Origin of the sequence: Acidovorax sp. 106, from assembly GCF_003663825.1 — a bacterium.
Classification (GTDB): domain Bacteria; phylum Pseudomonadota; class Gammaproteobacteria; order Burkholderiales; family Burkholderiaceae_C; genus Acidovorax.
Genome location: NZ_RCCC01000001.1, coordinates 2,572,234 through 2,592,997, shown reverse-complemented (window position 1 = coordinate 2,592,997; position 20,764 = coordinate 2,572,234). Strand labels below are relative to the sequence as shown.

Here is a 20,764-nt window from a genome sequence, read left to right as displayed (position 1 = left end):
CCACCCTTGGCCCCCTAAGCCCCAAGCCCTGTTACCCACCGAACCGCCATGCGCCACCCCCTGCCCTACGCCTTTGCCCGCACATCGCAGCTGCTGCTGGAGGACGATGGCCAGCAGCTCGTGCTGTGGCACGGCCCTGCGCCCGACGTCACGGCGCTGTCTGAAGTGCTGCGCAAGCACAAGGTGCGGCACCTGCTGTCGCTGGATGCGCCCAGCCTGGCCCAACGCATCAGCGCGGCCTATGCGCAAGGCGAATCCAGCGCCGCCACGGTGGTAAGCGAGGTCGAGTCCGACGCCGACCTGTCGCGCATGATGCAAGACCTGCCCGCCGTGGAGGACTTGCTGGAAACCGCAGACGACGCACCCATCATCCGCATGCTCAACGCCCTGCTCACGCAGGCCGCACGCGACGGTGCCAGCGACATCCACATCGAGCCGTACGAGCGCCACTCCAGCGTGCGCTTTCGGGTAGACGGCACGCTGCGCGAGGTGGTGCAACCCAACCGCGCGCTGCACGCGGCCCTGATCTCGCGCCTGAAGATCATGGCCGACCTGGACATCTCGGAAAAACGCCTGCCGCAGGACGGCCGTATCAGCCTGCGCCTGGGCACCCGCGCCATTGATGTGCGCGTGTCCACCCTGCCCAGCGCCCATGGCGAGCGCGCCGTGCTGCGCCTGTTGGACAAGAGCGAGAACAAGATCAGCCTGGAAGCCGTGGGCATGCAGGGCGAGACCCTGCGCCGCTTTGAGGGGCTGATCAGCCAGCCGCACGGCATCATCCTGGTGACCGGGCCCACGGGCTCGGGCAAAACCACCACGCTGTACGCGGGCCTGGGCCGCCTGGACGCCACGCGCAACAACATCATGACGGTGGAAGACCCGATTGAATACGAGTTGCCCGGCGTGGGCCAAACGCAGGTGAACAGCAAGATCGACCTGACGTTTGCCAAGGCCCTGCGCGCCATCCTGCGCCAGGACCCGGACATCATCATGATCGGTGAAATCCGCGACTTCGAGACCGCACAGATCGCCATCCAGGCCTCACTGACCGGCCACTTGGTGCTGGCTACGCTGCACACCAACGATGCGGCCAGCGCTGTGACGCGGTTGATCGATATGGGCGTGGAGCCCTTCCTGCTGTCTTCCTCGCTGCTGGGCGTGTTGGCCCAGCGGCTGGTGCGCAAATACTGCGGCACCTGCCATGGCAAGGGCTGTGAGGCCTGCGGGCACACGGGCTATGCCGGGCGGACCGGGGTGTTCGAGCTGCTGGGGACGGACGACGCCATCCGCGCGCAAATCCACGCCCAGGCCTCAGAGGCCGAGATCCGCACCGCCGCCCTGGCCGCGGGCATGACGCTGATGCGCGAAGATGGAGAACGCCTGATTGCAGCGGGCGTGACCAGCCGCGAAGAAGTGCTGCGGGTGACGCGCGACTGAACTGGCGACCAAGCTGGTAAATCAACGGGTGGCGACAGCCAGAGCGCCTTTCATGGTGCCGACTGCCCGTACACCAGCGACCACAGTCTGCCACCTCGAAACTGCAGCCTGGCAGGCAAGTAGCCTACCCCGCGGTCATAGATCCATTCGTCCACCGGCTGGCAAGGGGCCAGCCAACGGCCATAGGGCGCATGGTACGGTCGGTCCATCCATTGGATTTCTACAGGTGCACAGTAGGCGCCCGTGGCGGTGGGCTGGCCACATTTCAAGGCTACGGTGGCCATGGTGTCGCCCATCCCAACGCTGCCCGACTGGCATCGCAAGGACTCCGCCTTTGCGGCCCAGGGCAATCCGCCCATCAACCCCATCCACAAGGCCCATCGGGGCAAGACTCTCCAACCCAGTGCCGTATTTTTCATAGAGCAAAAGCATAGCCAAGGCACCATTTTGGCCCAATGGCGCTGTCGTGCTGTCGTGTTGCCAACCGGGCAAACGGGGCGATGGGGCCACGCACAGACTCACTTACCCCCGCCGCTAGGCCTTCAGGCCAACTGAGGTACTGCCGTCGGCCCTGGCAAGGCGGCCCCTGCATAGAGCGAAGCACCCTGTGCAAAGCGGGCCGTGCGCGCATCCCCGGCAGGCAGTTTGAACTGCGCCACCGCGCGGGTCAGCTGCACGGCCTGCTCGCGCAACGATTCAGAGGCGGCCGTGGACTCCTCGACCAGCGCTGCATTCTGCTGGGTCATGTTGTCGAGTTGGCTCACCGACTGGCTGATCTGGGCGACGTTGTCGCTCTGCTCAGACGACGATGCCGTGATCTCTTCGATGATGCTGGACACGCGATGCACGCTGCCCACGATCTCGGTCATGGTCTGCCCCGCCTGTGTCACCAGGCGCGAACCGTCTTCGACCCGCTCCACCGACGAGCCAATCAGGCCCTTGATCTCCTTGGCGGCCTCGGCGCTGCGTTGGGCCAGGCTGCGCACCTCGCTGGCCACCACGGCAAAGCCCCGGCCCTGCTCGCCTGCGCGGGCGGCTTCCACGGCAGCATTCAGCGCCAGGATGTTGGTCTGGAAGGCAATGGAGTCGATCACGCCGGTGATATCGGCGATCTTGCGCGAACTGGTGGTGATCTGGTCCATGGTGGTCACCACCTGCGACACCACTGAGCCCCCACGGGCTGCCACCTCGGCTGCCGAAGCCGCAAAGTCGCTGGCCTGGCGCGAAGACTGCGCACTTTGCTGGATGGTGCCGGTGAGCAGTTCCATCGAGGAAGCCGCTTCTTCCAGATTGGCCGCCGTCTGCTCGGTGCGATGGCTCAGGTCATGGTTGCCGGTGGCAATCTCGGAGCTGGCAGTCGAGATGTTGCCCGCGGCCTCTTGCACCTGGTGCACCAGACCACGCAGCGCGTCCTGCATGCGCGCCATCGCGCCCACCAGCTGCCCCACTTCGTCGGTGGAGGTGACTTGCACATCGCGTGACAAATCACCCCCTGCAATGCGCTCGGCCAGCTCGCTGGCCTGCGATATGGACTGCGTGATGGAACGGACACTGAAAAACGTCAGAGGAATCAACACCGCCAGGGCGAGCAGCAAGGCGCCGCCAATCAAGCCTGACATGGTGGAGGTCAGCGAGTCCACACCTTGGCGGGCCTCGTCCATTTTGGTACGCGCGTCCATGGCCAAGTCAAAGAGGGCCTTGTCGACGGCTTCCATGTGCTTCTTGTACTTGTCGGCATAAGCCCCGCCGACAGCACCGTCAATTTGCGCCCGCTCGATCTGCTCAAACACGGGAGAGATCCCGGTGTCGTACTCTTTGACCTCGGCCAGCGCCTTGTCGATCGCCTCGGCAAAACTCGCATCTGACGCCTGCACCTTGCGCACATCGGCCAAGCCCTTGTTCAAGGCCTGCAAAGACTTCTTCCACAAATCGCGCTGGGCAGACACCTCAATCGTGTTGTTGAAGTTGATGATGATGTCCTTCTCGGCACGCCGCAAATCGCCCAGCGTGGTGCGCAGCTCGCTCATGTCGGTCAGCGTCTGCACGCGCTGTGTAAACAGAACCTCCAAGGTCGTGCGCGTGCGCTCCAGCGCGAGGTAGCCCATGGCCCCAATCACCACCAGCAAAATCAGGGAAAAAACGGTGCCAAAGTAAAGACGGGTGCGAATGGAGAGTCGATTCAGGGCGTTCATGGCGCTTCCTTACATTTTTTAACAACCTACCCAAACGATAGCAACTTTGATGCCATTGCGCTTGACGCGCCCCAAGGAGATGACCCCAGGGTGGGTGAATACGTGGGCGCGACTGTAGGCGCCATTGCATCCACCCACCCACAGGGTATTCACCCGTTTCCCCACCATGAACAGGGAAACACTGGAGCCAGTAGAGGGGCTTATTCAGCCTTCAAAGGCACGTACAACTGCCCGCCATTGCGCTGAAACTCCACCGCCTTCACTTGCATGCCCTGGGCCAGCGCGTTTTGCTCGTCCACACCCTTTTGCTTCGCAAAATCACGCACTTCCTGCGTGATCTTCATCGAGCAGAACTTGGGGCCGCACATCGAGCAAAAATGCGCCACCTTGGCCGAGTCCTTGGGCAGGGTTTCATCGTGGTATTCCTTGGCCGTCTCAGGGTCCAGGCCCAGGTTGAACTGGTCTTGCCAGCGGAAGTCGAAGCGCGCCTGGCTGAGCGCATCGTCACGCGAGCGGGCGCCGGGGTGGCCCTTGGCCACATCGGCCGCGTGCGCTGCGATCTTGTAGGCAATGATCCCCTGCTTCACGTCGTCGCGGTCGGGCAGGCCCAGGTGTTCCTTGGGCGTCACGTAGCACAGCATGGCCGTGCCCATCCAGCCGATCATGGCCGCGCCGATGGCTGAAGCGATGTGGTCGTAGCCGGGGGCGATGTCGATGGTCAGCGGGCCCAGGGTGTAGAACGGCGCTTCGTGGCAGGTCTTGAGCTGCTCGGTCATATTGGCCTGGATCATGTGCATGGGCACATGGCCGGGGCCTTCGATCATGGTCTGCACATCGTGCTTCCAGGCGACCTGCGTCAGCTCGCCCAGCGTGTGCAGCTCGGCAAATTGCGCTTCATCGTTGGCATCCGATGCGCAGCCAGGGCGCAGGCCATCGCCCAAGCTGAACGACACGTCGTATGCCTTCATGATGTCGCAGATGTCCTCGAAGTGCTCGTACAGGAAGCTCTCGCGGTGGTGCGCCATGCACCACTTGGCCATGATGGAGCCCCCGCGCGAGACAATGCCCGTGCGGCGCTGCGCCGTGAGGTGGATATAGGCCAGGCGCACACCGGCGTGGATGGTGAAGTAGTCCACGCCCTGCTCGGCCTGCTCGATCAGCGTGTCGCGGAAGATTTCCCAGGTCAGGTCTTCGGCCACGCCGCCCACCTTCTCCAGCGCCTGGTAGATCGGCACGGTGCCGATCGGCACGGGCGAGTTGCGCACGATCCAGTCGCGTGTGGTGTGGATGTTCTTGCCGGTGCTCAGGTCCATCACGTTGTCCGCGCCCCAGCGGATCGCCCACACCAGCTTTTCCACTTCTTCTTCGATGCTGGACGTGACGGCCGAGTTGCCGATGTTGGCGTTGATCTTGACTAAAAAGTTACGGCCAATCGCCATCGGCTCCACCTCGGGGTGGTTGATGTTGGCGGGGATGATGGCGCGGCCCCGGGCCACTTCGTCGCGCACGAATTCGGGCGTGATGATGCGTGGGATGCTCGCGCCCATCGGGTTGCCCATCAGGCGCTTTTCACGGCCGGCGTCGGCCATGTACTGCTCCATCCATTCGCGCTTGCCGTTTTCGCGGATGGCCACGTATTCCATCTCGGGGGTGATGATGCCCTTCTTGGCGTAGTGCATCTGCGTGACGTTGGCACCGGCCTTGGCGCGCAGCGGCTTGCGCTGCAGGGCGGCGGCTTCGGCACGCAGCTGGGCGAGGCGCGTGGCGTCTTCGCTCTTTTGGCCATCGTCCAGCGCCACCGGCGCACGGCCTTCGTAGTGCTCCACATCGCCACGGCCGGTGATCCAGCCACCGCGCACACTGGCCAGGCCCTGGCGCACGTCGATCACGGCATTGGGGTCGGTGTAGGGGCCCGAGGTGTCATACACGCTGACCTGCTCGCCATTGGTCAGCGCAATGTCGCGCACAGGCACGCGCAGGTCGGCGTGCAGGTGGCCGGGGATATAGGCCTTGCGCGATGCAGGAAAGGGTTCGCGTGTGCGTGCGAGCAGCTCGGCAAACTTCTCGGGGGTGGCCAGCTTGGCGAGGGGGTCGGGGGCGTTCATGGGGCAGGTCTCCTGGTTCCGGGGCGGTGGGTTCTGCTCCGGAATGGACCTGTGCGCCCCTCAGGTGCGGCAGCGCCTGAGGCAAGGCGTGCCCACAGGGACTGCGGGCACGGGGACAAGAAGGTCGGCTCTTCTTCCGCCGGTATGAACCGGATCAAGTTCGTCGGGTTCGCAAGCTGGCCTGAATTCCTTCAGACCTCTCGCATCTCAGCGCATCAGCACACCCCGGAGCAGGCGCGAGTATAGGCCACAGAGGCCAAAGGAGGGCGCACAGCCGAGATTGGGTAGCGCAGGCTCACCAAACCCGTGCAGGCTGAGCGAAACCGGCTGGGGCTGCGCGCTCGTCGTCAAAAGTGACAACATCCCAGGCATCGCGCTGGGCCAGCAGCTCGCGCAGCAGCTGGTTGTTCATGGCGTGGCCTGAGCGAAAGGCGCTGTAGGCCGCCAGCAAGGGTTTGCCAATCAGGTACAGGTCGCCCATGGCGTCCAGGATCTTGTGCTTCACAAACTCGTCGTCGTAGCGCAGGCCATCGCTGTTGAGCACTTTGTAGTCGTCCATGACGATGGCGTTGTCCAGCCCGCCGCCCAGCGCCAGGCCGCTGGAGCGCATCATCTCCACATCGCGGGTGAAGCCGAAGGTGCGTGCGCGGGCGATGTCGCGGCTGTAGTTGCCTTGCCCCAGGTCAAACTCCACGCGCTGGCCGGTGGAGTCCACCGCAGGGTGGTCAAAGTCAATTTCAAAGCTCAGCTTGTAGCCATGGTAGGGCGTGAGCCGCGCCCACTTGGCGCTGGGGCCGGTGCCTTCGCGCACTTCGATCGGGCGGTTCACGCGGATGAAGCGCTTGGGCGCACGCTGCAGCTCCACCCCCGCGCTTTGCAGCAAGAACACAAACGAGGCAGAAGACCCGTCCAAGATCGGCACCTCTTCGGCCGTAATGTCCACATACAGGTTGTCGATGCCCAGGCCTGCACAGGCCGACATCAGGTGCTCCACGGTGTGCACCTTGGCCCCACCGGCTGAGATGGTGGAGGCCAGGCGCGTGTCGGTCACCGATTCCGCATGGATGGGAATGTCCACCGGCTGGGGCAGGTCTACCCGCCGAAAGACGATGCCCGTATCGGGCTGCGCCGGGCGCAAGGTCAACTCCACGCGCTGGCCACTGTGCAATCCCACGCCAACGGCGCGGGTCAAGGTCTTGAGGGTGCGTTGCTGGAGCATCGGCATATTTTAGTTGCGCGCTTCGCAACACGCTGGCATGCGCCAACGCAGGATCGTTTTCCCTGACGAAGGGCACCCCATGCCAGCCCCACAATTCATGAGGTTACTTGTTGTTGCAAGACAAGGCTTGTTCAGATAGGCGTGCACACACTCACTGCGCGAGTCCTGGCACTGCTAGAGTTTGAGAGAAAACTGGAGACACACGATGAACAAGCTCGGATTCAAAATGAAAGTGCTGCTGATACTGGGCACGGCGTTGGCAGCGTTGCTGTTCATGGCCGTCACAGCGTTGCTGCAAGAGCGCTCGCTGATCATTGAATCGCGGCGCGAGCAATTGACCACGGCAGTGCAGTCAGCACACAGCATCGTGGCCGCCTACCAAGCCAAGGCTGCCAGCGGCACCATGGGCCAGGAAGAAGCCCAAAAAGCCGCCAAAGAGGCCCTGCGGGTGTCCCGCTACGGCGGCCCCGAGGGGAAGACCGAATACTTCTACATCTGGTCGCTCGACTCCAAGGGCGTGATGCACCCCATCAAGCCCGAGTGGGAAGGCCAGGACATGGCGGGCAAGGTCAAAGACGGTGCGGGCACCGACATCCTCAAGACCATCTCGGACGCCTTGCGTGCCAGCAAGGACGGCAGGGTGTTTGTGCCGACCATGTTTGCGCGGCCTGGCCAGCAAGTGCTGGTGCCCAAGCTGCAGTATGTGATTCGGGTTGACGGCTGGAACTGGATGGTGGGCTCGGGCCTGTACACCGACGACATTGACCAGCAAGTGCGCAAAACCCTGCTGTCTGAGCTGGTGATCGTGCTGGTAGTGATGACTCTGGTGGGCGGTGTGGGCTTCACGGTAGCGCGCTCCGTGTTGCGGCAAATTGGGGGCGAGCCCAGCGAGGCCATCGGCATCATGTCGCAAGTGGCGCAAGGCAACCTGGACACGGACATCCCCAGGGCCCACCCAGGCTCCATCCTCGACGAGCTGGCACACATGGTGAATGCGCTGCGCCGCTTGGTGACCGAGGTGCGTTCGGCCACCGACAGCATCGCGACGGCGTCCACCGAAATCGCCCAGGGCAACAACGACCTGGCCCGGCGCACCGAAGACACCGCCAGCAACCTGCAGACCACGGCCAGCAGCATGGAAGAGCTGACCAGCACGGTGAAGCAGACCTCGGACTCGGCCCAGACCGCCAACCAGATGGCCACATCGGCCGCCGAAGTGGCCGCGCGGGGCGGCCAGGTGGTGGCGCAGGTCGTGGCCACCATGCAAGACATCAACGCCAGCAGCAGCAAGATTGCCGACATCATTGGCGTGATTGACGGCATCGCCTTCCAGACCAACATCCTGGCGCTGAACGCCGCCGTGGAAGCCGCCCGCGCCGGTGAACAAGGCCGTGGCTTTGCCGTGGTGGCGGGTGAGGTGCGCAGCCTGGCCCAGCGCAGCGCCGAGGCCGCCAAGGAGATCAAGTCACTGATCAGCGCGTCGGTCGAGAAGGTCGAATCGGGCACCAGCCTGGTGGGCAACGCCGGAGCGACCATGACGGAGATTGTGGCCAGCGTGCAGCGCGTGACCGACATCATTGGCGAGATCCGCGCGGCCACCTCAGAGCAAAGCCAGGGCATTGAGCAGGTGAACTCGGCCGTGAACCAGCTCGACCAGATGACGCAGCAAAACTCGGCACTGGTGGAGGAATCGTCTGCCGCCGCCGACAGCCTGCGCGAGCAGGCCGTGAAGCTGACCGAGGTGGTGGCCCTCTTCCGCGTGAACGGCAGCACAGCCAGCACGCCGCACGCACCCGTATCTGCACCGGCCAGGGCCCCAGCACCACGCCCGACACCACGCCCCGCCACGGCCTTGCCCAAGGCCAAGGCCCCGACAGCCAGCCCACGGGCACCCGCCCCCAAGCCTGCAGCCGCCCTGCCCGCCAAGTCCAGCCCCAAGCCACCCGCAGGGGACTCGGGCGATTGGGAGAGCTTCTGACGCGCCACGCGCTTTGTTCAACCTCGGCACCGCTGCTTACGGCGGCGGATGCCCAGGCCCCAGCAAAAAAGCCCCGGTCTTGCGAACGGGGCTTTTTTATTGCGGGCGTGAAGCCCTTGGGGCGCTATGTTTTTAATGGCTGCCAGCGCTTATTCAATGGGCGGCTTCAATACAAACACCTTGGAAATCCTTTAAAAATAAGCGCTAGAAGCTCATATTTTCATAGCACCTACATCTTACCGAGGAGCCCGAGCGTGCGTCACCGCGCGCTCGGGCTACCTATCAGTCAGCCTGCTTGCGCAGGAAGGCTGGGATCTCCAGGTCGTCCATGCCGCCGGACGACAGCGCATCCACGCGGGCTGCGGCTTGCGTGCGGTTGGTGCGCCATACGCTGGGCACCGACATGCTGCCGTAGTCAGCTTGCGAACCACCGGCATGGCCACCCGCCAGGCCCACGGCGCTGCCCATGCCACCGGCCACACCGGCCACAGGCATTTGGTAGGCGATGTTGTCGGTGCCGGTGCGCAGGCCGCCTTGCACCACCGAGATGGGCTGGCGGCGTGCGTTGGGGCGCGACAAACCGGTGGCCACCACCGTGACGCGGATCTCATCGCCCAGGCTGTCGTCGTAGGCAGCGCCGTAGATGACGTGCGCGTCGGGCGAAGCGTAGGCGTTGATCGTGCTCATGGCCAGGCGCGACTCGGACAGCTTGAGGCTGCCCTTGGCGGCCGTGACCAACACCAGCACGCCACGCGCGCCCGACAGGTCAATGCCTTCGAGCAGTGGGCAGGCCACGGCTTGTTCGGCAGCAATGCGGGCACGGTCTGGGCCGCTGGCCGTGGCCGTACCCATCATGGCCTTGCCGGGCTCGCCCATCACGGTGCGCACGTCTTCAAAGTCGACGTTCACATGGCCGTACTCATTGATGATTTCGGCAATGCCGCCCACGGCGTTCTTGAGCACGTCGTTGGCGTGGGCAAAGGCTTCGTCTTGGGTGATGTCATCACCCAGCACTTCCAGCAGCTTTTCGTTGAGCACCACGATCAGCGAGTCGACATTGGCTTCCAGCTCGGCCAGGCCGTTGTCGGCGTTTTGCATGCGACGGCCGCCTTCCCAGTCGAAAGGCTTGGTCACCACGCCCACGGTCAGGATGCCCATTTCCTTGGCCACCCGGGCAATCACCGGCGCAGCGCCTGTGCCCGTGCCGCCGCCCATGCCTGCGGTGATGAACAGCATGTGTGCGCCGTCAATGGCCGAGCGGATGTCTTCCACGGCGGCTTCAGCCGCATCGCGGCCCTTGTCGGGCTTGCTGCCTGCGCCCAGGCCGCTGCCACCGAGCTGGATCACGCGGTGGGCCGAGCTGCGGGTCAGGGCCTGCGCGTCGGTGTTAGCGCAAACAAACTCCACGCCCTGCACGCTGCGGGCAATCATGTGCTCAACGGCGTTGCTGCCGCCACCACCCACGCCGATCACCTTGATCTGGGTGCCCTGGTTGAATTCTTCGGCTTCGATCATTTCGATGGTCATCTGGGAGCTCCTGTTTCTATACGGGTATTGGTTTGCCAATGGATGAATACGGTGGGGTCAAGGTCGTCGCGCAAGCGCGGTGGGCCGGTGCTTCGCCATCGCTCGCGATCGCGCAGGTGGGGGCTTTCGCGGGCTTGGCAGGTGGGGTGGTTCATCATCAGAAGTTCCCCACAATGAAGTCCTTGAAGCGGCCAAACGCGGTCTTCACAGAGCCGCTCTTTTGCGCCACCTTGAAGCCGCGCAGCCGGGCCAGTCGGGCCTCTTCCAGCAAGCCCATTACGGTGGCAGCACGGGGCTGGGCCACCATGTCGGCCAGCGCGCTCGAATACTTGGGCACGCCACGGCGCACGGGCTTCAAAAAGATATCTTCGCCCAGCTCGATCATGCCGGGCATCACAGAACTGCCGCCGGTGAGAACAATGCCCGAAGAAAGCACTTCTTCGTAGCCCGACTCGCGCACCACTTGCTGCACCAGCGAAAAAATCTCTTCCACGCGGGGCTCAATCACGCCCGCCAGCGCCTGCTTGCTGAGCATGCGCGGTGCGCGGTCACCCAGGCCCGGCACTTCCACCTGGGCTTCGGGGTCGGCCAGCAGTTGCTTGGCGTAGCCGCTTTCGACCTTGATGTCTTCAGCGTCCTTGGTGGGCGTGCGCAGCGCCATGGCGATATCGCTGGTGATGAGGTCGCCCGCAATCGGTATCACGGCCGTGTGGCGAATGGCGCCGCCGGTGAAGATGGCCACGTCGGTCGTGCCTGCGCCAATGTCCACCACCACCACGCCCAGCTCGCGCTCGTCATCGGTCAGCACGGCCTGGCTGCTGGCCAGCGGGTTCAGCATGAGCTGCTCCACTTCAAGCCCGCAACGGCGCACGCACTTGATGATGTTTTCGGCCGCGCTCTGCGCGCCGGTCACGATGTGGATCTTGGCTTCCAGCCGGATGCCGCTCATGCCGATGGGCTCTTTCACATCCTGCCCGTCGATCACGAATTCTTGCGGTTCCACCAGCAGCAAGCGCTGGTCGCTGCTGATGTTGATGGCCTTGGCCGTCTCGACCACGCGCGCCACATCGGCCGAGGTGACTTCCTTGTCCTTGACGGCCACCATGCCGCTGGAGTTGAGACCGCGAATGTGGCTGCCAGTGATGCCGGTGTACACGCGCTGGATCTTGCAGTCGGCCATCAGCTCGGCCTCTTTCAGCGCCTGCTGGATGCTTTGCACCGTGGCATCGATGTTGACCACCACACCGCGCTTGAGGCCATTGCTGGGCGCCACGCCCAGGCCGGCCAACTTGAGCTCTCCGTTGGGCAGAACTTCGGCGACCACGGCCATGACCTTGGCTGTGCCAATGTCGAGGCCCACCACCACATCTTTGTATTCTCTTGCCATATCAGTTTCTGCCCTTCATGGTTCTTATGTGCTGCGCATGCCCCACGCGGTCACCGGCGCACCGCCGGTGCACCCTCGACTCCCGCCGTGGTGGTCACCCCCCGCAACTTCAACGCATAGCCGCCCGCATGGCGCAAATCGGCTGATTCCAGCGACTCCACACGCCGCTGGTACTGCGCCGCCACCTGTGCCAGCGTGCGGGCAAAGCGGCGCGTGCGCTGCTCCAACTCTTGCTCACTGCCGCCACCGAGTTGCACCACGGCGTTGTTGGCCAGCTTGGCGCGCCAGCCGCCGCGCCCATTCAACTCCAGCTCTTCCAGCTCCAGCCCCAGGGTCTTGAACACGGGGGCCACGGCGCCATACATGGCCAAAACCTCTTGCGAGCTGCCCTCTGGCCCCTGCAGGCGCGGCAGGTCTTCCTGCTCGACATCGCCCACATTCGCCTCAAACACTTCGCCCTGCTGGTTCACCAGGCCCGAGCCCGTCTCGGGGCCCCAATACGCCACGGCGTCATGCTCTTCCAGCTCCACATGCAGCAAGCCGGGGTATTCACGGCGCACCGACGCCTTGCGCACCCAGGGCACTTCCTCAAACGCCTGGCGCGCTGCGCGCAAATCCACGGTGAAGAAATTGCCAACCAGCTGCGGCCCCACATTGGCCCGCAAGGTCACGGCATTGTTGTGCGACAGATCACCATGCACCACGATGCGCGCAATCGCAAAGCCGGGGTAACGCATCACCCACCAGGCCCCTGCGGCCAGCACGAGCAGGGCGCAGCCCACAAACAGAACCGAAGCGGTCATGTTCATGAGCTTGACGTCCAGCGGGGCTGGCATGGAGGGGTTCATGGCTGGGCGGCTCCTTCATGCCCGGCGGCAGAGTCCAGCGATGCGGTGGCCAAAATGCCCACGCACAGGTCTTCGTAGCTCAGCCCCGCAGCGCGGGCCGACATGGGCACCAGCGAGTGGCCGGTCATGCCGGGCGAGGTATTGATTTCGAGCAGAAAGGGCTGACGGTCGCTGGCTCGAATCATGATGTCGGCACGCGCCCAGCCCCGGCAGCCCAGGGCACGGAAGGCTTTCTCCACCAAACGCTGGATGGCGACTTCTTCGTGCACGGGCAGTCCGCTCGGGCAGTGGTATTGGGTGGTGTCGGTGAAGTACTTGTTCTGATAGTCGTAGTTGCCTTCGGGCGCCACGATGCGAATCACCGGCAGCGCATGGGCGGCAGCCCCCTCGCCCAGCACGGGGCAGGTGGTTTCATCGCCTTCGATGAACTGCTCGCACAGTACTTCGGGGTCGTATTGCGAAGCCAGCGCATACGCCTTGGCGCATTGTTCGGCCGAGATGACCTTGGTCAGCCCGATGGTCGAGCCCTCGCGCGAGGGCTTGACGATCATGGGAGCGCCCAGGGCCTGCAGCGCCTGCTCGGTTTCCGCTGCGCTGGACACCAGACGCCAGTCGGGGGTGGAAAGGCCTTCAAAGCGCCAGATGCGCTTGGTCATGATCTTGTCGATGGCAATGCTGGAAGCCATCACACCCGGCCCGGTGTACGGAATGCCCAGCAATTCGAGCGCGCCCTGCACCGTGCCATCTTCGCCATGGCGGCCATGCAGCGCGATGAAGCAACGGGCATAGCCGCCGCGCTTGAGTTCACTCAGGTCGGTTTCCGAGGGGTCGAACGCGTGGGCATCCACCCCGCGCGAGCGCAGGGCCTGCAGCACGCCGGTGCCCGACATGAGCGAGACCTCGCGCTCTGCTGAGGAGCCGCCCATCAACACGGCCACCTTGCCCAGGGCCTTCACATCAACATTGGTATTCAACTGCGTCATTGCGCTTTCCCTGCAAGCGGTGCTAGCTCACTATTTTGTAGCAAATCGACCACCTTTGAGGGCACAGACCCTATGGAACCAGCGCCCATGCACATGACTACGTCGCCAGCGCGTGCGTTGTCGGCAATGGCCTGTGGCAGATCTGCCACGTTGTCCACAAAAATGGGCTCCACCCTGCCGGCCACGCGCAGCGCGCGGGCCAGCGAGCGGCCATCTGCAGCCACCACGGGGGCCTCACCAGCGGCATACACCTCCGTGAGCAGCACGGAGTCGGCCTGGCCGATCACTTTCACAAAATCCTCGAAGCAATCGCGGGTGCGGCTGTAGCGGTGCGGCTGGAAGGCCAGCACCAAACGCCGCCCGGGGAAAGCACCGCGCGCGGCCGCCAGCGTGGCAGCCATCTCCACCGGGTGGTGGCCGTAGTCGTCGATGACGGTGAACTCGCCGCCGTCCTTGGCGGGCAGGTTGCCGTAGCTTTGAAAGCGCCGCCCCACGCCCTTGAAGCCCGCCAGCGCACGCTGCACGGCTTCGTCCGCAATGTTCAGCTCCACCGCAATGGCGATGGCCGACAGGGCATTGAGCACGTTGTGCTCGCCCGCCAGGTTGAGCACGATGTCCAGGTCGGGCAGCGTGACGCCATTGCGCCTCTGCACCGTGAAGTGCATTTGCCCGGCCGCGGCCCGCACGTTGACGGCGCGCACCTGGGCGTCTTCCGAGAAGCCGTAGCTGGTGATCGGGCAGGTCACGCTTTGCAGGATCTCGCGCACGGCCGGGCTGTCCACACAGAGGATGGCCGTGCCATAGAACGGCATGCGGTGCAAAAAGTCGACAAACGCACCCTTGAGTCGGCCAAAGTCGTGGCCGTAGGTTTCCATGTGGTCGGCGTCGATGTTGGTCACCACGGCCATCACGGGCAGCAGGTTCAAAAACGATGCATCGGACTCATCGGCCTCGACCACGATGTAGTCGCCGCTGCCCAGCTTGGCATTGGCGCCCGCGCTGTTGAGCTTGCCGCCAATGACGAAGGTGGGGTCCAGGCCCGCCTCGGCCAGCACACTGGTCACCAAGCTGGTGGTGGTGGTCTTGCCGTGGGTGCCTGCAATCGCTATGCCTTGCTTGAGGCGCATCAGCTCCGCCAGCATCAGGGCGCGGGGCACCACGGGAATCTTCTTCTCGCGCGCAGCCAGCACTTCGGGGTTGTCGGCCGTGACGGCGGTGGAGGTGACCACCGCATCCGCACCCTCGATGTGCGCCGCAGCGTGGCCCAGGCAGGTCTGGATGCCCAGGCCCTGCAGGCGGCGCAGCGTGGCGCTGTCGGCCAGGTCAGAGCCGGAGATGCGGTAGCCCAGGTTGAACAGCACCTCGGCGATGCCGCTCATGCCGGCGCCGCCCAGGCCCACAAAATGGATATGGCGAATGGCGTGCTTCATTGCGTTAATTCCTCGCACGCGGCCACCACTTCACGGGTGGCATTGATTTTTTGCATGTTTTTGGCCTTCTCGGCAATCTCTACCAGCGCTAGGCGCTCTGAATTTAATAGCATCTTGGCCAAACCCTCGGGGGTCAAATCGCTTTGTGGCACCAGCCAGCCACCGCCCGCGCTCACCAGAAACTGGGCGTTGGTGGTCTGGTGGTCGTCCACCGCCGAAGGAAACGGCACGAACACTGCAGCAGCCCCCACGGCGGCGATCTCGGTCACGGTGCTGGCACCGGCTCGGCAGACGATGATGTCTGCCTCAGCGAAGGCACTGGCCGTGTCTTCGATGAAGGGCGTGCATTCGGCCTGCACGCCTGCGGCCTCGTAGTGGGCGCGCAAGGCGTCGATCTGCGTGGCGCCGCTTTGGTGGGTGACCACGGGGCGCTGCTCTGAGGGGATCAAAGCCAGGGCCTGGGGCACGATCTCGTTGAGCGCCCGCGCGCCCAGGCTGCCGCCCACCACCAGCAGGCGCAGGGGGCCGGTGCGGCCCGCAAAACGCTCGGCAGGCGCAGCCTGGCGGGTGAAAGCCGCCCGCAGCGGGTTGCCCACCCACTGGGCCTTTTTGAAGACATTCGGGAACGCGGTGAACACCCGGTCGGCCACGCCGGCTAACACCTTGTTGGCCATGCCTGCCACCGAGTTCTGCTCGTGCAGCACCAGCGGCTTGCCACACAGCACGCCCATCATTCCGCCCGGGAAGGTGATGTAGCCGCCCAGGCCCACGACCACATCGGGCTGAACGCGGCGCACCACCTGCAGCGCCTGCCAAAAGGCGCGCAGCAGGCGCAGCGGCAGCAAAGCCAGCGTGACCAAACCCTTGCCACGCACGCCTGAAAAGTCAATCAGCTCCAGCGCAAACCCGTGCGGCGGCACGATGCGCGACTCCATGCTGCCCGGGGCGCCCAGCCAGTGCACGCGCCAGCCGCGCGCGCGCAGCTCTTCGGCCACGGCCAAGCCAGGGAAGATATGGCCGCCAGTGCCGCCCGCCATGATGAGTGCGGTTTTCGGTTTCATATCCGGCCCCCGCGCATGAGGTGCTTGTTTTCATAGTCCACGCGCAGCACGATCGCCAAAGCCACAAGGTTCATCAAGATGGCCGATCCGCCAAAGCTCATCAGCGGCAGCGTCAGGCCTTTGGTGGGCAAGGCGCCCAGATTCACGCCCATGTTGATGAAGGCCTGAAAACCGATCCAGATTGCGACACCTTGAGCGACCAGCCCGGCAAATACACGGTCCAGCGCGATGGCCTGGCGGCCGATGTGCATGATGCGGCGCGTCATCCATAGAAACAGAATGATGAGCGTGACCACGCCCAAGAGGCCAAACTCCTCGCCAATCACGGCCAGCAAAAAGTCGGTATGCGCCTCGGGCAGCCAGTGCAGCTTTTCGACGCTGCCGCCCAGCCCCACGCCAAAAATCTCGCCGCGCCCGATGGCGATCAGCGAGTGCGACAACTGGTAGCCCTTGCCCAGGGCATGCTGCTCGCTGAACGGGTCCAGGTAGGCAAACACGCGCTCACGGCGCCAGGGCGAGCTGGCGATCATCAGGGCGAACGCCCCCACCAGCACGCCCGCAATCAGGAAGAACATGCGGGCATTGACGCCGCCCAAAAACAAAATGCCCATGGCGATCACGGCCACCACCATGAAGGCGCCCATGTCGGGCTCGGCCAGCAGCAGCACCCCCACGATGGCCACGGCTGCACCCATGGGCAGCACGGCGCGGAAGAAGCGCTCTTTGACCTCCATCTTGCGCACCATGTAGTCGGCGGCATAGATCAGCACGGCAAGCTTCGCGACCTCAGACGGTTGAAAGCCAATGGGACCAATGGACAGCCAGCGGCGCGCCCCGTTGACGACCTTGCCCACCCCGGGGATGAGCACCGCAATCAACAACAAGAGCGAGCCCACAAACAGCCAGGGCGCCACACGCTCCCACAGCTTCATGGGCACCTGGAAGGCCAGCAGCGCCGCCACAAAGCCAAACACCAGGTACATCATGTGCCGGGTGAGAAAGTGGGTGGGCGCATAGTTGGCAAAGCGCGGGTTGTCGGGCAACGCAATCGATGCCGAATACACCATCACCAGCCCCCAGGCCAGCAACGCCACCACAACGCCCAACAAGGCCTGGTCAAAGCCCAGCACGCTGGCTGGGGTGGTGGTGGACTGCCGGTACTCGGTGCCGCCCACGCGCACGGGCAACACGTCTGCCGCCTTGTCAGACAGGCTGCCAAACCAGCCCTTCATGCGCGGCAACCAGCCGGTGCTGCGCTCTGGGGTGCTGCCTGCTGGGGACATCACACGCCCTCCACAGATTGGCCGGCGTCTTGCGCCAGGGCGCGCACGGCGTCGCAAAACACATGGGCACGGTGTTCGTAGTCTTTGAACATGTCAAAGCTGGCGCAAGCGGGCGACATCAGCACCGCATCGCCCGCATGGGCGCGCTGTGTGGCCATATCCACCGCCTGCGGCAGGTCTGCCGCGTCGATCAGTGCCACACCGGCATCGGCCAGCGCTGCGCGAATCAGCGGCGCATCGCGCCCGATCAGCACCACGGCGCGCGCATACCGGGCCACGGGGGTGGTCAGCGGAGAAAAGTCCTGCCCCTTGCCCACCCCGCCCAGGATGAGCACGATGCGGCGGTCGGCACCCAGGCCCGTCAGGGCGGCCACGGTGGCACCCACGTTCGTGCCCTTGCTGTCGTCAAAATACTCCACGCCATTCACCAGCGCCACGGGTTCGACGCGGTGGGGTTCGCCCCGGTACTCGCGCAGACCGTACAGCATAGGCGCCAGGGGGCAACCCGCCGCAGATGCCAGTGCCAGAGCGGCCAGCGCGTTGGTGGCGTTGTGGCGGCCGCGAATGCGCAAGGCATCGGCAGGCATCAAGCGCTGGATGTGCAGCTCTTCCTCAGCTTCGCTGCGGCTGCGTTTGCGGGTTTCATCGGCCTCTAGCGCGCGCACCAGCCAGGGCATGCCGCTGACGATTTCCATGCCGAAATCGCCGGGGCGGCGCGGCATGTCGGCACCGAAGGTGAGGTGCTCGCGATGCTGCGGCTTTTGCAGCTTGACGCGCACAGGCGGCGGCAGCATCTGCATCACCTCGGCGTCTTCGCGGTTGAGCACCATCAGGCCGGTCTGGCCAAAAATTCGCGCCTTGGCAGAGGCGTAGGCATGGATGTCGCCATGCCAGTCCAAGTGGTCTTGGGTGATGTTCAGCACCGTAGCGGCCGTGGGTTCAAACCCGGCCACGTCGTCCAGCTGGAAGCTGGACAGCTCCAGCACCCACACCTCGGGCAGGGTGCCCGCATCGATGTGCCCGGCCAGCGTGTCCAGCAGCGTGGGGCCGATGTTGCCCGCCACAGCCACGGTCTTGCCCGCCCGCACCACCAGTTGCCCGGTGAGCGACGTCACCGTGGTCTTGCCGTTGGTGCCGGTGATGGCCAACACACACGGTGCGTAGGCATGCTGGCTACGCAGGTAGGCCAGTGCTGCGGCGTACAAAGACAGCTCGCTGCCTGTGACCAGGCCAATGGCCTTGGCGGCCTGGAACACCGACGCAAAGGTGGCAGGACTCAGGCCCGGAGAGCGGTACACCGCGTGCAGACCCTGGCCATCGACCAGCGAGGCATCGAAAGCCCCGGCCACAAAGCGCACGCCGGGCAGCTCTTGCTGCAGCTGGGCCAACTGGGGCGGTGCCTCGCGCGTGTCGGCCACCGTGACCTGGGCGCCGCAACGCACGCACCAGCGTGCCATGGCCAGGCCAGAGGCACCCAGTCCCAGCACCAACACGTTCTTGTCTTGCAGGGGCACCATACCCTCGCCCGGACGGCCTTGGGGTTCCTGCGCGGCATCGGAGGCCTCGAAGGCGTCGGTCGCAGGCGCCACCTCTGCGATGGACAGGGGGGCAGCTTCGGGCTCGTCACTGGCACGCACTTCAGCAAAAATCTGGGCCACAAAGTCGGCTGCCGCCTTGGCCGCCGAGATGGTGGGCGCCACGTAGTTGTCGAGCACAGCGGGGCTGGCAGGCTCGGCCGGTACGGCCCCTTCGAGCAGCAGTGCGGGCTCCGCAGGGAATTCGGATGCGCCATCCTCCAGCGCGACCTCAGCGATAGCACCATCGACCGGGGTCTGCGAGTCCCCAGCCTGGGTATCCCCAAGACCGTCGGTAACCACATCTTGCGCAGGCTGTGCGGGATCAACGGATTGGATGAACTCTGCAGGCTCAACCACGGAATGCTCCGGCACCTGTGCTTGCAACTCCTGCCATGCCCCGGCATAGACGCCGTCCTGCGCCATGGACTGCAAACTCTCGGCAGCCAAGCCAGCCGACTCTGCAGCATCGGGCGCCACGGCGCCCGACGCATCAAAGCCCGGCGCGTCAGCGCCGTGGGGCAGAGGGGTTTCGTCGTGCGGGTTCATCGCAGTTTCAGCGTAGACAGGCCGATCAGGCACAGCAGCATGGTGACGATCCAGAAACGGATAACCACCTGCGTTTCCTTCCAACCGCTCTTTTCAAAGTGGTGGTGCAGCGGTGCCATCTTGAGCAGGCGACGGCCTTCGCCGTAGCGCTTTTTGGTGTACTTGAACCAGGCCACTTGCAGCATCACCGACAGGGCTTCCACCACGAAGATGCCGCCCATGATGGCCAGCACGATCTCCTGGCGCACGATCACAGCAATGGTGCCCAGCGCACCGCCCAGGGCCAGCGCGCCCACATCGCCCATGAACACCTGCGCAGGGTGCGCGTTGAACCACAGAAAGGCCAGGCCAGCACCTGCCATGGCAGCGCAAAAAATCATCAACTCGCCTGAGCCAGGAATGTGCGGAAAGAACAGGTACTTGGAGTACACCGAGCTGCCCGTCACATAGGCGAACACGCCCAGGGCCGAGCCCACCATCACCACCGGCATGATGGCCAGGCCATCGAGCCCGTCCGTCAGGTTGACGGCGTTGCTGGAGCCCACGATGACGAGGTAGGTGAGGATGACAAAGCCGAGCACGCCCAGCGGGTAGCTCACCTCTTTGAAGAACGGCAACTGCAGGCCAGCCTTGGGCGGCAAATCCAGCGAGAAGCCGGACTGCACCCAACTCACGAACAACTCGAATACCTTGGCGTTGGAGCTCTCCGAAATGCTGAACGCCAGGTACAGCGCCGCCACCAGCCCGATGACGGATTGCCACAAGTACTTCTCGCGCGAACGCATGCCTTCAGGGTCTTTGTTGACCACCTTGCGCCAGTCATCGGCCCAGCCAATGGCACCAAAGCCCAAGGTCACGATGAGCACGATCCACACAAAGCGGTTGGACAGGTCAAACCACAGCAAGGTGGAGATGGCGATCGACAGCAGAATCAGCACCCCGCCCATGGTGGGCGTGCCGCTTTTGGACAGATGCGACTGCATGCCGTAGCCCCGGATGGGCTGGCCGATCTTGAGGGCCGTGAGCACACGGATCACCTTAGGCCCAGCCACCAGCCCGATCAACAGCGCCGTCATGGCCGCCATCACCGCGCGGAAGGTGAGGTACTGGAAGACGCGGAAAAAGCCGAACTCGGGCGACAGGCCTTGCAGCCATTGCGACAGCATCAGCAGCATGCGGCACCTCCCAGAG

Annotated in this window: 15 protein-coding genes and 1 riboswitch; of the genes, 2 read left to right on the top strand and 13 right to left on the bottom strand. The window is 64.4% G+C overall.

The genetic code is table 11. The annotated features are described in order from the left end of the window. Positions 1 to 48 precede the first annotated feature (48 nt). Positions 49 to 1,437: a GspE/PulE family protein gene (locus C8C98_RS11565; protein ID WP_121454394.1), complete on the top strand. Its 1,389-nt coding sequence runs from the start codon at positions 49 to 51 to the stop codon at positions 1,435 to 1,437. 50 nt (positions 1,438 to 1,487) lie between these two features. Here C8C98_RS11565 and C8C98_RS21795 read toward each other — a convergent pair whose 3' ends face one another. From C8C98_RS21795 to lpxC, 4 genes are all read right to left on the bottom strand, one after another. Beyond that, entirely contained in the window at positions 1,488 to 1,796 is a 309-nt protein-coding gene (locus C8C98_RS21795) for a DUF2845 domain-containing protein (protein ID WP_255423194.1), read from the bottom strand. 183 nt (positions 1,797 to 1,979) lie between these two features. Further along, the gene (locus tag C8C98_RS11555; RefSeq protein ID WP_121454392.1) at positions 1,980 to 3,629 is read right to left on the bottom strand and encodes a methyl-accepting chemotaxis protein; all 1,650 of its coding nucleotides are present in this window, start codon (positions 3,627 to 3,629) and stop codon (positions 1,980 to 1,982) included. A 200-nt stretch (positions 3,630 to 3,829) separates the two neighbouring features. Then, a complete protein-coding gene (gene thiC / locus C8C98_RS11550; protein ID WP_233574524.1) occupies positions 3,830 to 5,734 on the bottom strand; it encodes a phosphomethylpyrimidine synthase ThiC in 1,905 nt (634 codons plus the stop codon). A 114-nt stretch (positions 5,735 to 5,848) separates the two neighbouring features. Further along, positions 5,849 to 5,972, bottom strand: a riboswitch (TPP riboswitch). Positions 5,973 to 6,029: 57 nt separating this feature from the next. Continuing rightward, the gene (gene lpxC / locus C8C98_RS11545; RefSeq protein WP_121454391.1) at positions 6,030 to 6,953 is read right to left on the bottom strand and encodes a UDP-3-O-acyl-N-acetylglucosamine deacetylase; all 924 of its coding nucleotides are present in this window, start codon (positions 6,951 to 6,953) and stop codon (positions 6,030 to 6,032) included. A gap of 205 nt (positions 6,954 to 7,158) precedes the next feature. Between lpxC and C8C98_RS11540 the strand changes: the two genes are divergently transcribed. Beyond that, positions 7,159 to 8,931 carry a methyl-accepting chemotaxis protein gene (locus tag C8C98_RS11540; RefSeq protein WP_121454390.1) on the top strand — a complete coding sequence of 591 codons (1,773 nt, stop codon included), beginning with the start codon at positions 7,159 to 7,161 and terminating at the stop codon, positions 8,929 to 8,931. 282 nt (positions 8,932 to 9,213) lie between these two features. Here C8C98_RS11540 and ftsZ read toward each other — a convergent pair whose 3' ends face one another. From ftsZ to mraY, 9 genes are all read right to left on the bottom strand, one after another. Beyond that, entirely contained in the window at positions 9,214 to 10,458 is a 1,245-nt protein-coding gene (ftsZ, locus tag C8C98_RS11535) for a cell division protein FtsZ (protein WP_121454389.1), read from the bottom strand. 157 nt (positions 10,459 to 10,615) lie between these two features. Further along, complete coding sequence (ftsA, locus tag C8C98_RS11530; RefSeq protein ID WP_121454388.1) at positions 10,616 to 11,845, bottom strand: cell division protein FtsA; 1,230 nt, start codon at positions 11,843 to 11,845, stop codon at positions 10,616 to 10,618. A gap of 50 nt (positions 11,846 to 11,895) precedes the next feature. Then, on the bottom strand, positions 11,896 to 12,693 hold the full coding sequence (locus C8C98_RS11525; RefSeq protein WP_121454387.1) for a cell division protein FtsQ/DivIB: 798 nt from the start codon (positions 12,691 to 12,693) through the stop codon (positions 11,896 to 11,898). Continuing rightward, positions 12,690 to 13,676 carry a D-alanine--D-alanine ligase gene (locus C8C98_RS11520; RefSeq protein ID WP_121454386.1) on the bottom strand — a complete coding sequence of 329 codons (987 nt, stop codon included), beginning with the start codon at positions 13,674 to 13,676 and terminating at the stop codon, positions 12,690 to 12,692. The genes C8C98_RS11525 and C8C98_RS11520 overlap by 4 nt, the downstream gene beginning before the upstream one ends. Then, on the bottom strand, positions 13,673 to 15,106 hold the full coding sequence (murC, locus tag C8C98_RS11515; protein ID WP_121454385.1) for a UDP-N-acetylmuramate--L-alanine ligase: 1,434 nt from the start codon (positions 15,104 to 15,106) through the stop codon (positions 13,673 to 13,675). The genes C8C98_RS11520 and murC overlap by 4 nt, the downstream gene beginning before the upstream one ends. Continuing rightward, positions 15,103 to 16,167: an undecaprenyldiphospho-muramoylpentapeptide beta-N-acetylglucosaminyltransferase gene (gene murG / locus C8C98_RS11510; RefSeq protein WP_121454384.1), complete on the bottom strand. Its 1,065-nt coding sequence runs from the start codon at positions 16,165 to 16,167 to the stop codon at positions 15,103 to 15,105. The genes murC and murG overlap by 4 nt, the downstream gene beginning before the upstream one ends. Further along, positions 16,164 to 17,450: a putative lipid II flippase FtsW gene (gene ftsW, locus C8C98_RS11505; RefSeq protein WP_121454383.1), complete on the bottom strand. Its 1,287-nt coding sequence runs from the start codon at positions 17,448 to 17,450 to the stop codon at positions 16,164 to 16,166. The genes murG and ftsW overlap by 4 nt, the downstream gene beginning before the upstream one ends. Beyond that, entirely contained in the window at positions 17,450 to 18,967 is a 1,518-nt protein-coding gene (gene murD / locus C8C98_RS11500) for a UDP-N-acetylmuramoyl-L-alanine--D-glutamate ligase (protein WP_233574675.1), read from the bottom strand. Before murD ends, ftsW begins: the two co-directional genes overlap by 1 nt. 602 nt (positions 18,968 to 19,569) lie before the next feature. Next, positions 19,570 to 20,748 carry a phospho-N-acetylmuramoyl-pentapeptide-transferase gene (mraY, locus tag C8C98_RS11495; RefSeq protein WP_121454382.1) on the bottom strand — a complete coding sequence of 393 codons (1,179 nt, stop codon included), beginning with the start codon at positions 20,746 to 20,748 and terminating at the stop codon, positions 19,570 to 19,572. Positions 20,749 to 20,764: the final 16 nt, after the last annotated feature.

Coding starts and splice junctions, on each gene's coding strand:
- ftsZ (WP_121454389.1), bottom strand. CDS start 10,458: ATGACCATCGAAATGATCGAAGCCGAAGAATTCAACCAGGGCACCCAG.
- thiC (WP_233574524.1), bottom strand. CDS start 5,734: ATGAACGCCCCCGACCCCCTCGCCAAGCTGGCCACCCCCGAGAAGTTT.
- C8C98_RS21795 (WP_255423194.1), bottom strand. CDS start 1,796: ATGGGCGGATTGCCCTGGGCCGCAAAGGCGGAGTCCTTGCGATGCCAG.
- C8C98_RS11520 (WP_121454386.1), bottom strand. CDS start 13,676: ATGACGCAGTTGAATACCAATGTTGATGTGAAGGCCCTGGGCAAGGTG.
- C8C98_RS11565 (WP_121454394.1), top strand. CDS start 49: ATGCGCCACCCCCTGCCCTACGCCTTTGCCCGCACATCGCAGCTGCTG.
- mraY (WP_121454382.1), bottom strand. CDS start 20,748: ATGCTGCTGATGCTGTCGCAATGGCTGCAAGGCCTGTCGCCCGAGTTC.
- ftsW (WP_121454383.1), bottom strand. CDS start 17,450: ATGTCCCCAGCAGGCAGCACCCCAGAGCGCAGCACCGGCTGGTTGCCG.
- C8C98_RS11540 (WP_121454390.1), top strand. CDS start 7,159: ATGAACAAGCTCGGATTCAAAATGAAAGTGCTGCTGATACTGGGCACG.
- lpxC (WP_121454391.1), bottom strand. CDS start 6,953: ATGCTCCAGCAACGCACCCTCAAGACCTTGACCCGCGCCGTTGGCGTG.
- C8C98_RS11525 (WP_121454387.1), bottom strand. CDS start 12,693: ATGAACCCCTCCATGCCAGCCCCGCTGGACGTCAAGCTCATGAACATG.
- murD (WP_233574675.1), bottom strand. CDS start 18,967: ATGGTGCCCCTGCAAGACAAGAACGTGTTGGTGCTGGGACTGGGTGCC.
- murC (WP_121454385.1), bottom strand. CDS start 15,106: ATGAAGCACGCCATTCGCCATATCCATTTTGTGGGCCTGGGCGGCGCC.
- murG (WP_121454384.1), bottom strand. CDS start 16,167: ATGAAACCGAAAACCGCACTCATCATGGCGGGCGGCACTGGCGGCCAT.
- ftsA (WP_121454388.1), bottom strand. CDS start 11,845: ATGGCAAGAGAATACAAAGATGTGGTGGTGGGCCTCGACATTGGCACA.
- C8C98_RS11555 (WP_121454392.1), bottom strand. CDS start 3,629: ATGAACGCCCTGAATCGACTCTCCATTCGCACCCGTCTTTACTTTGGC.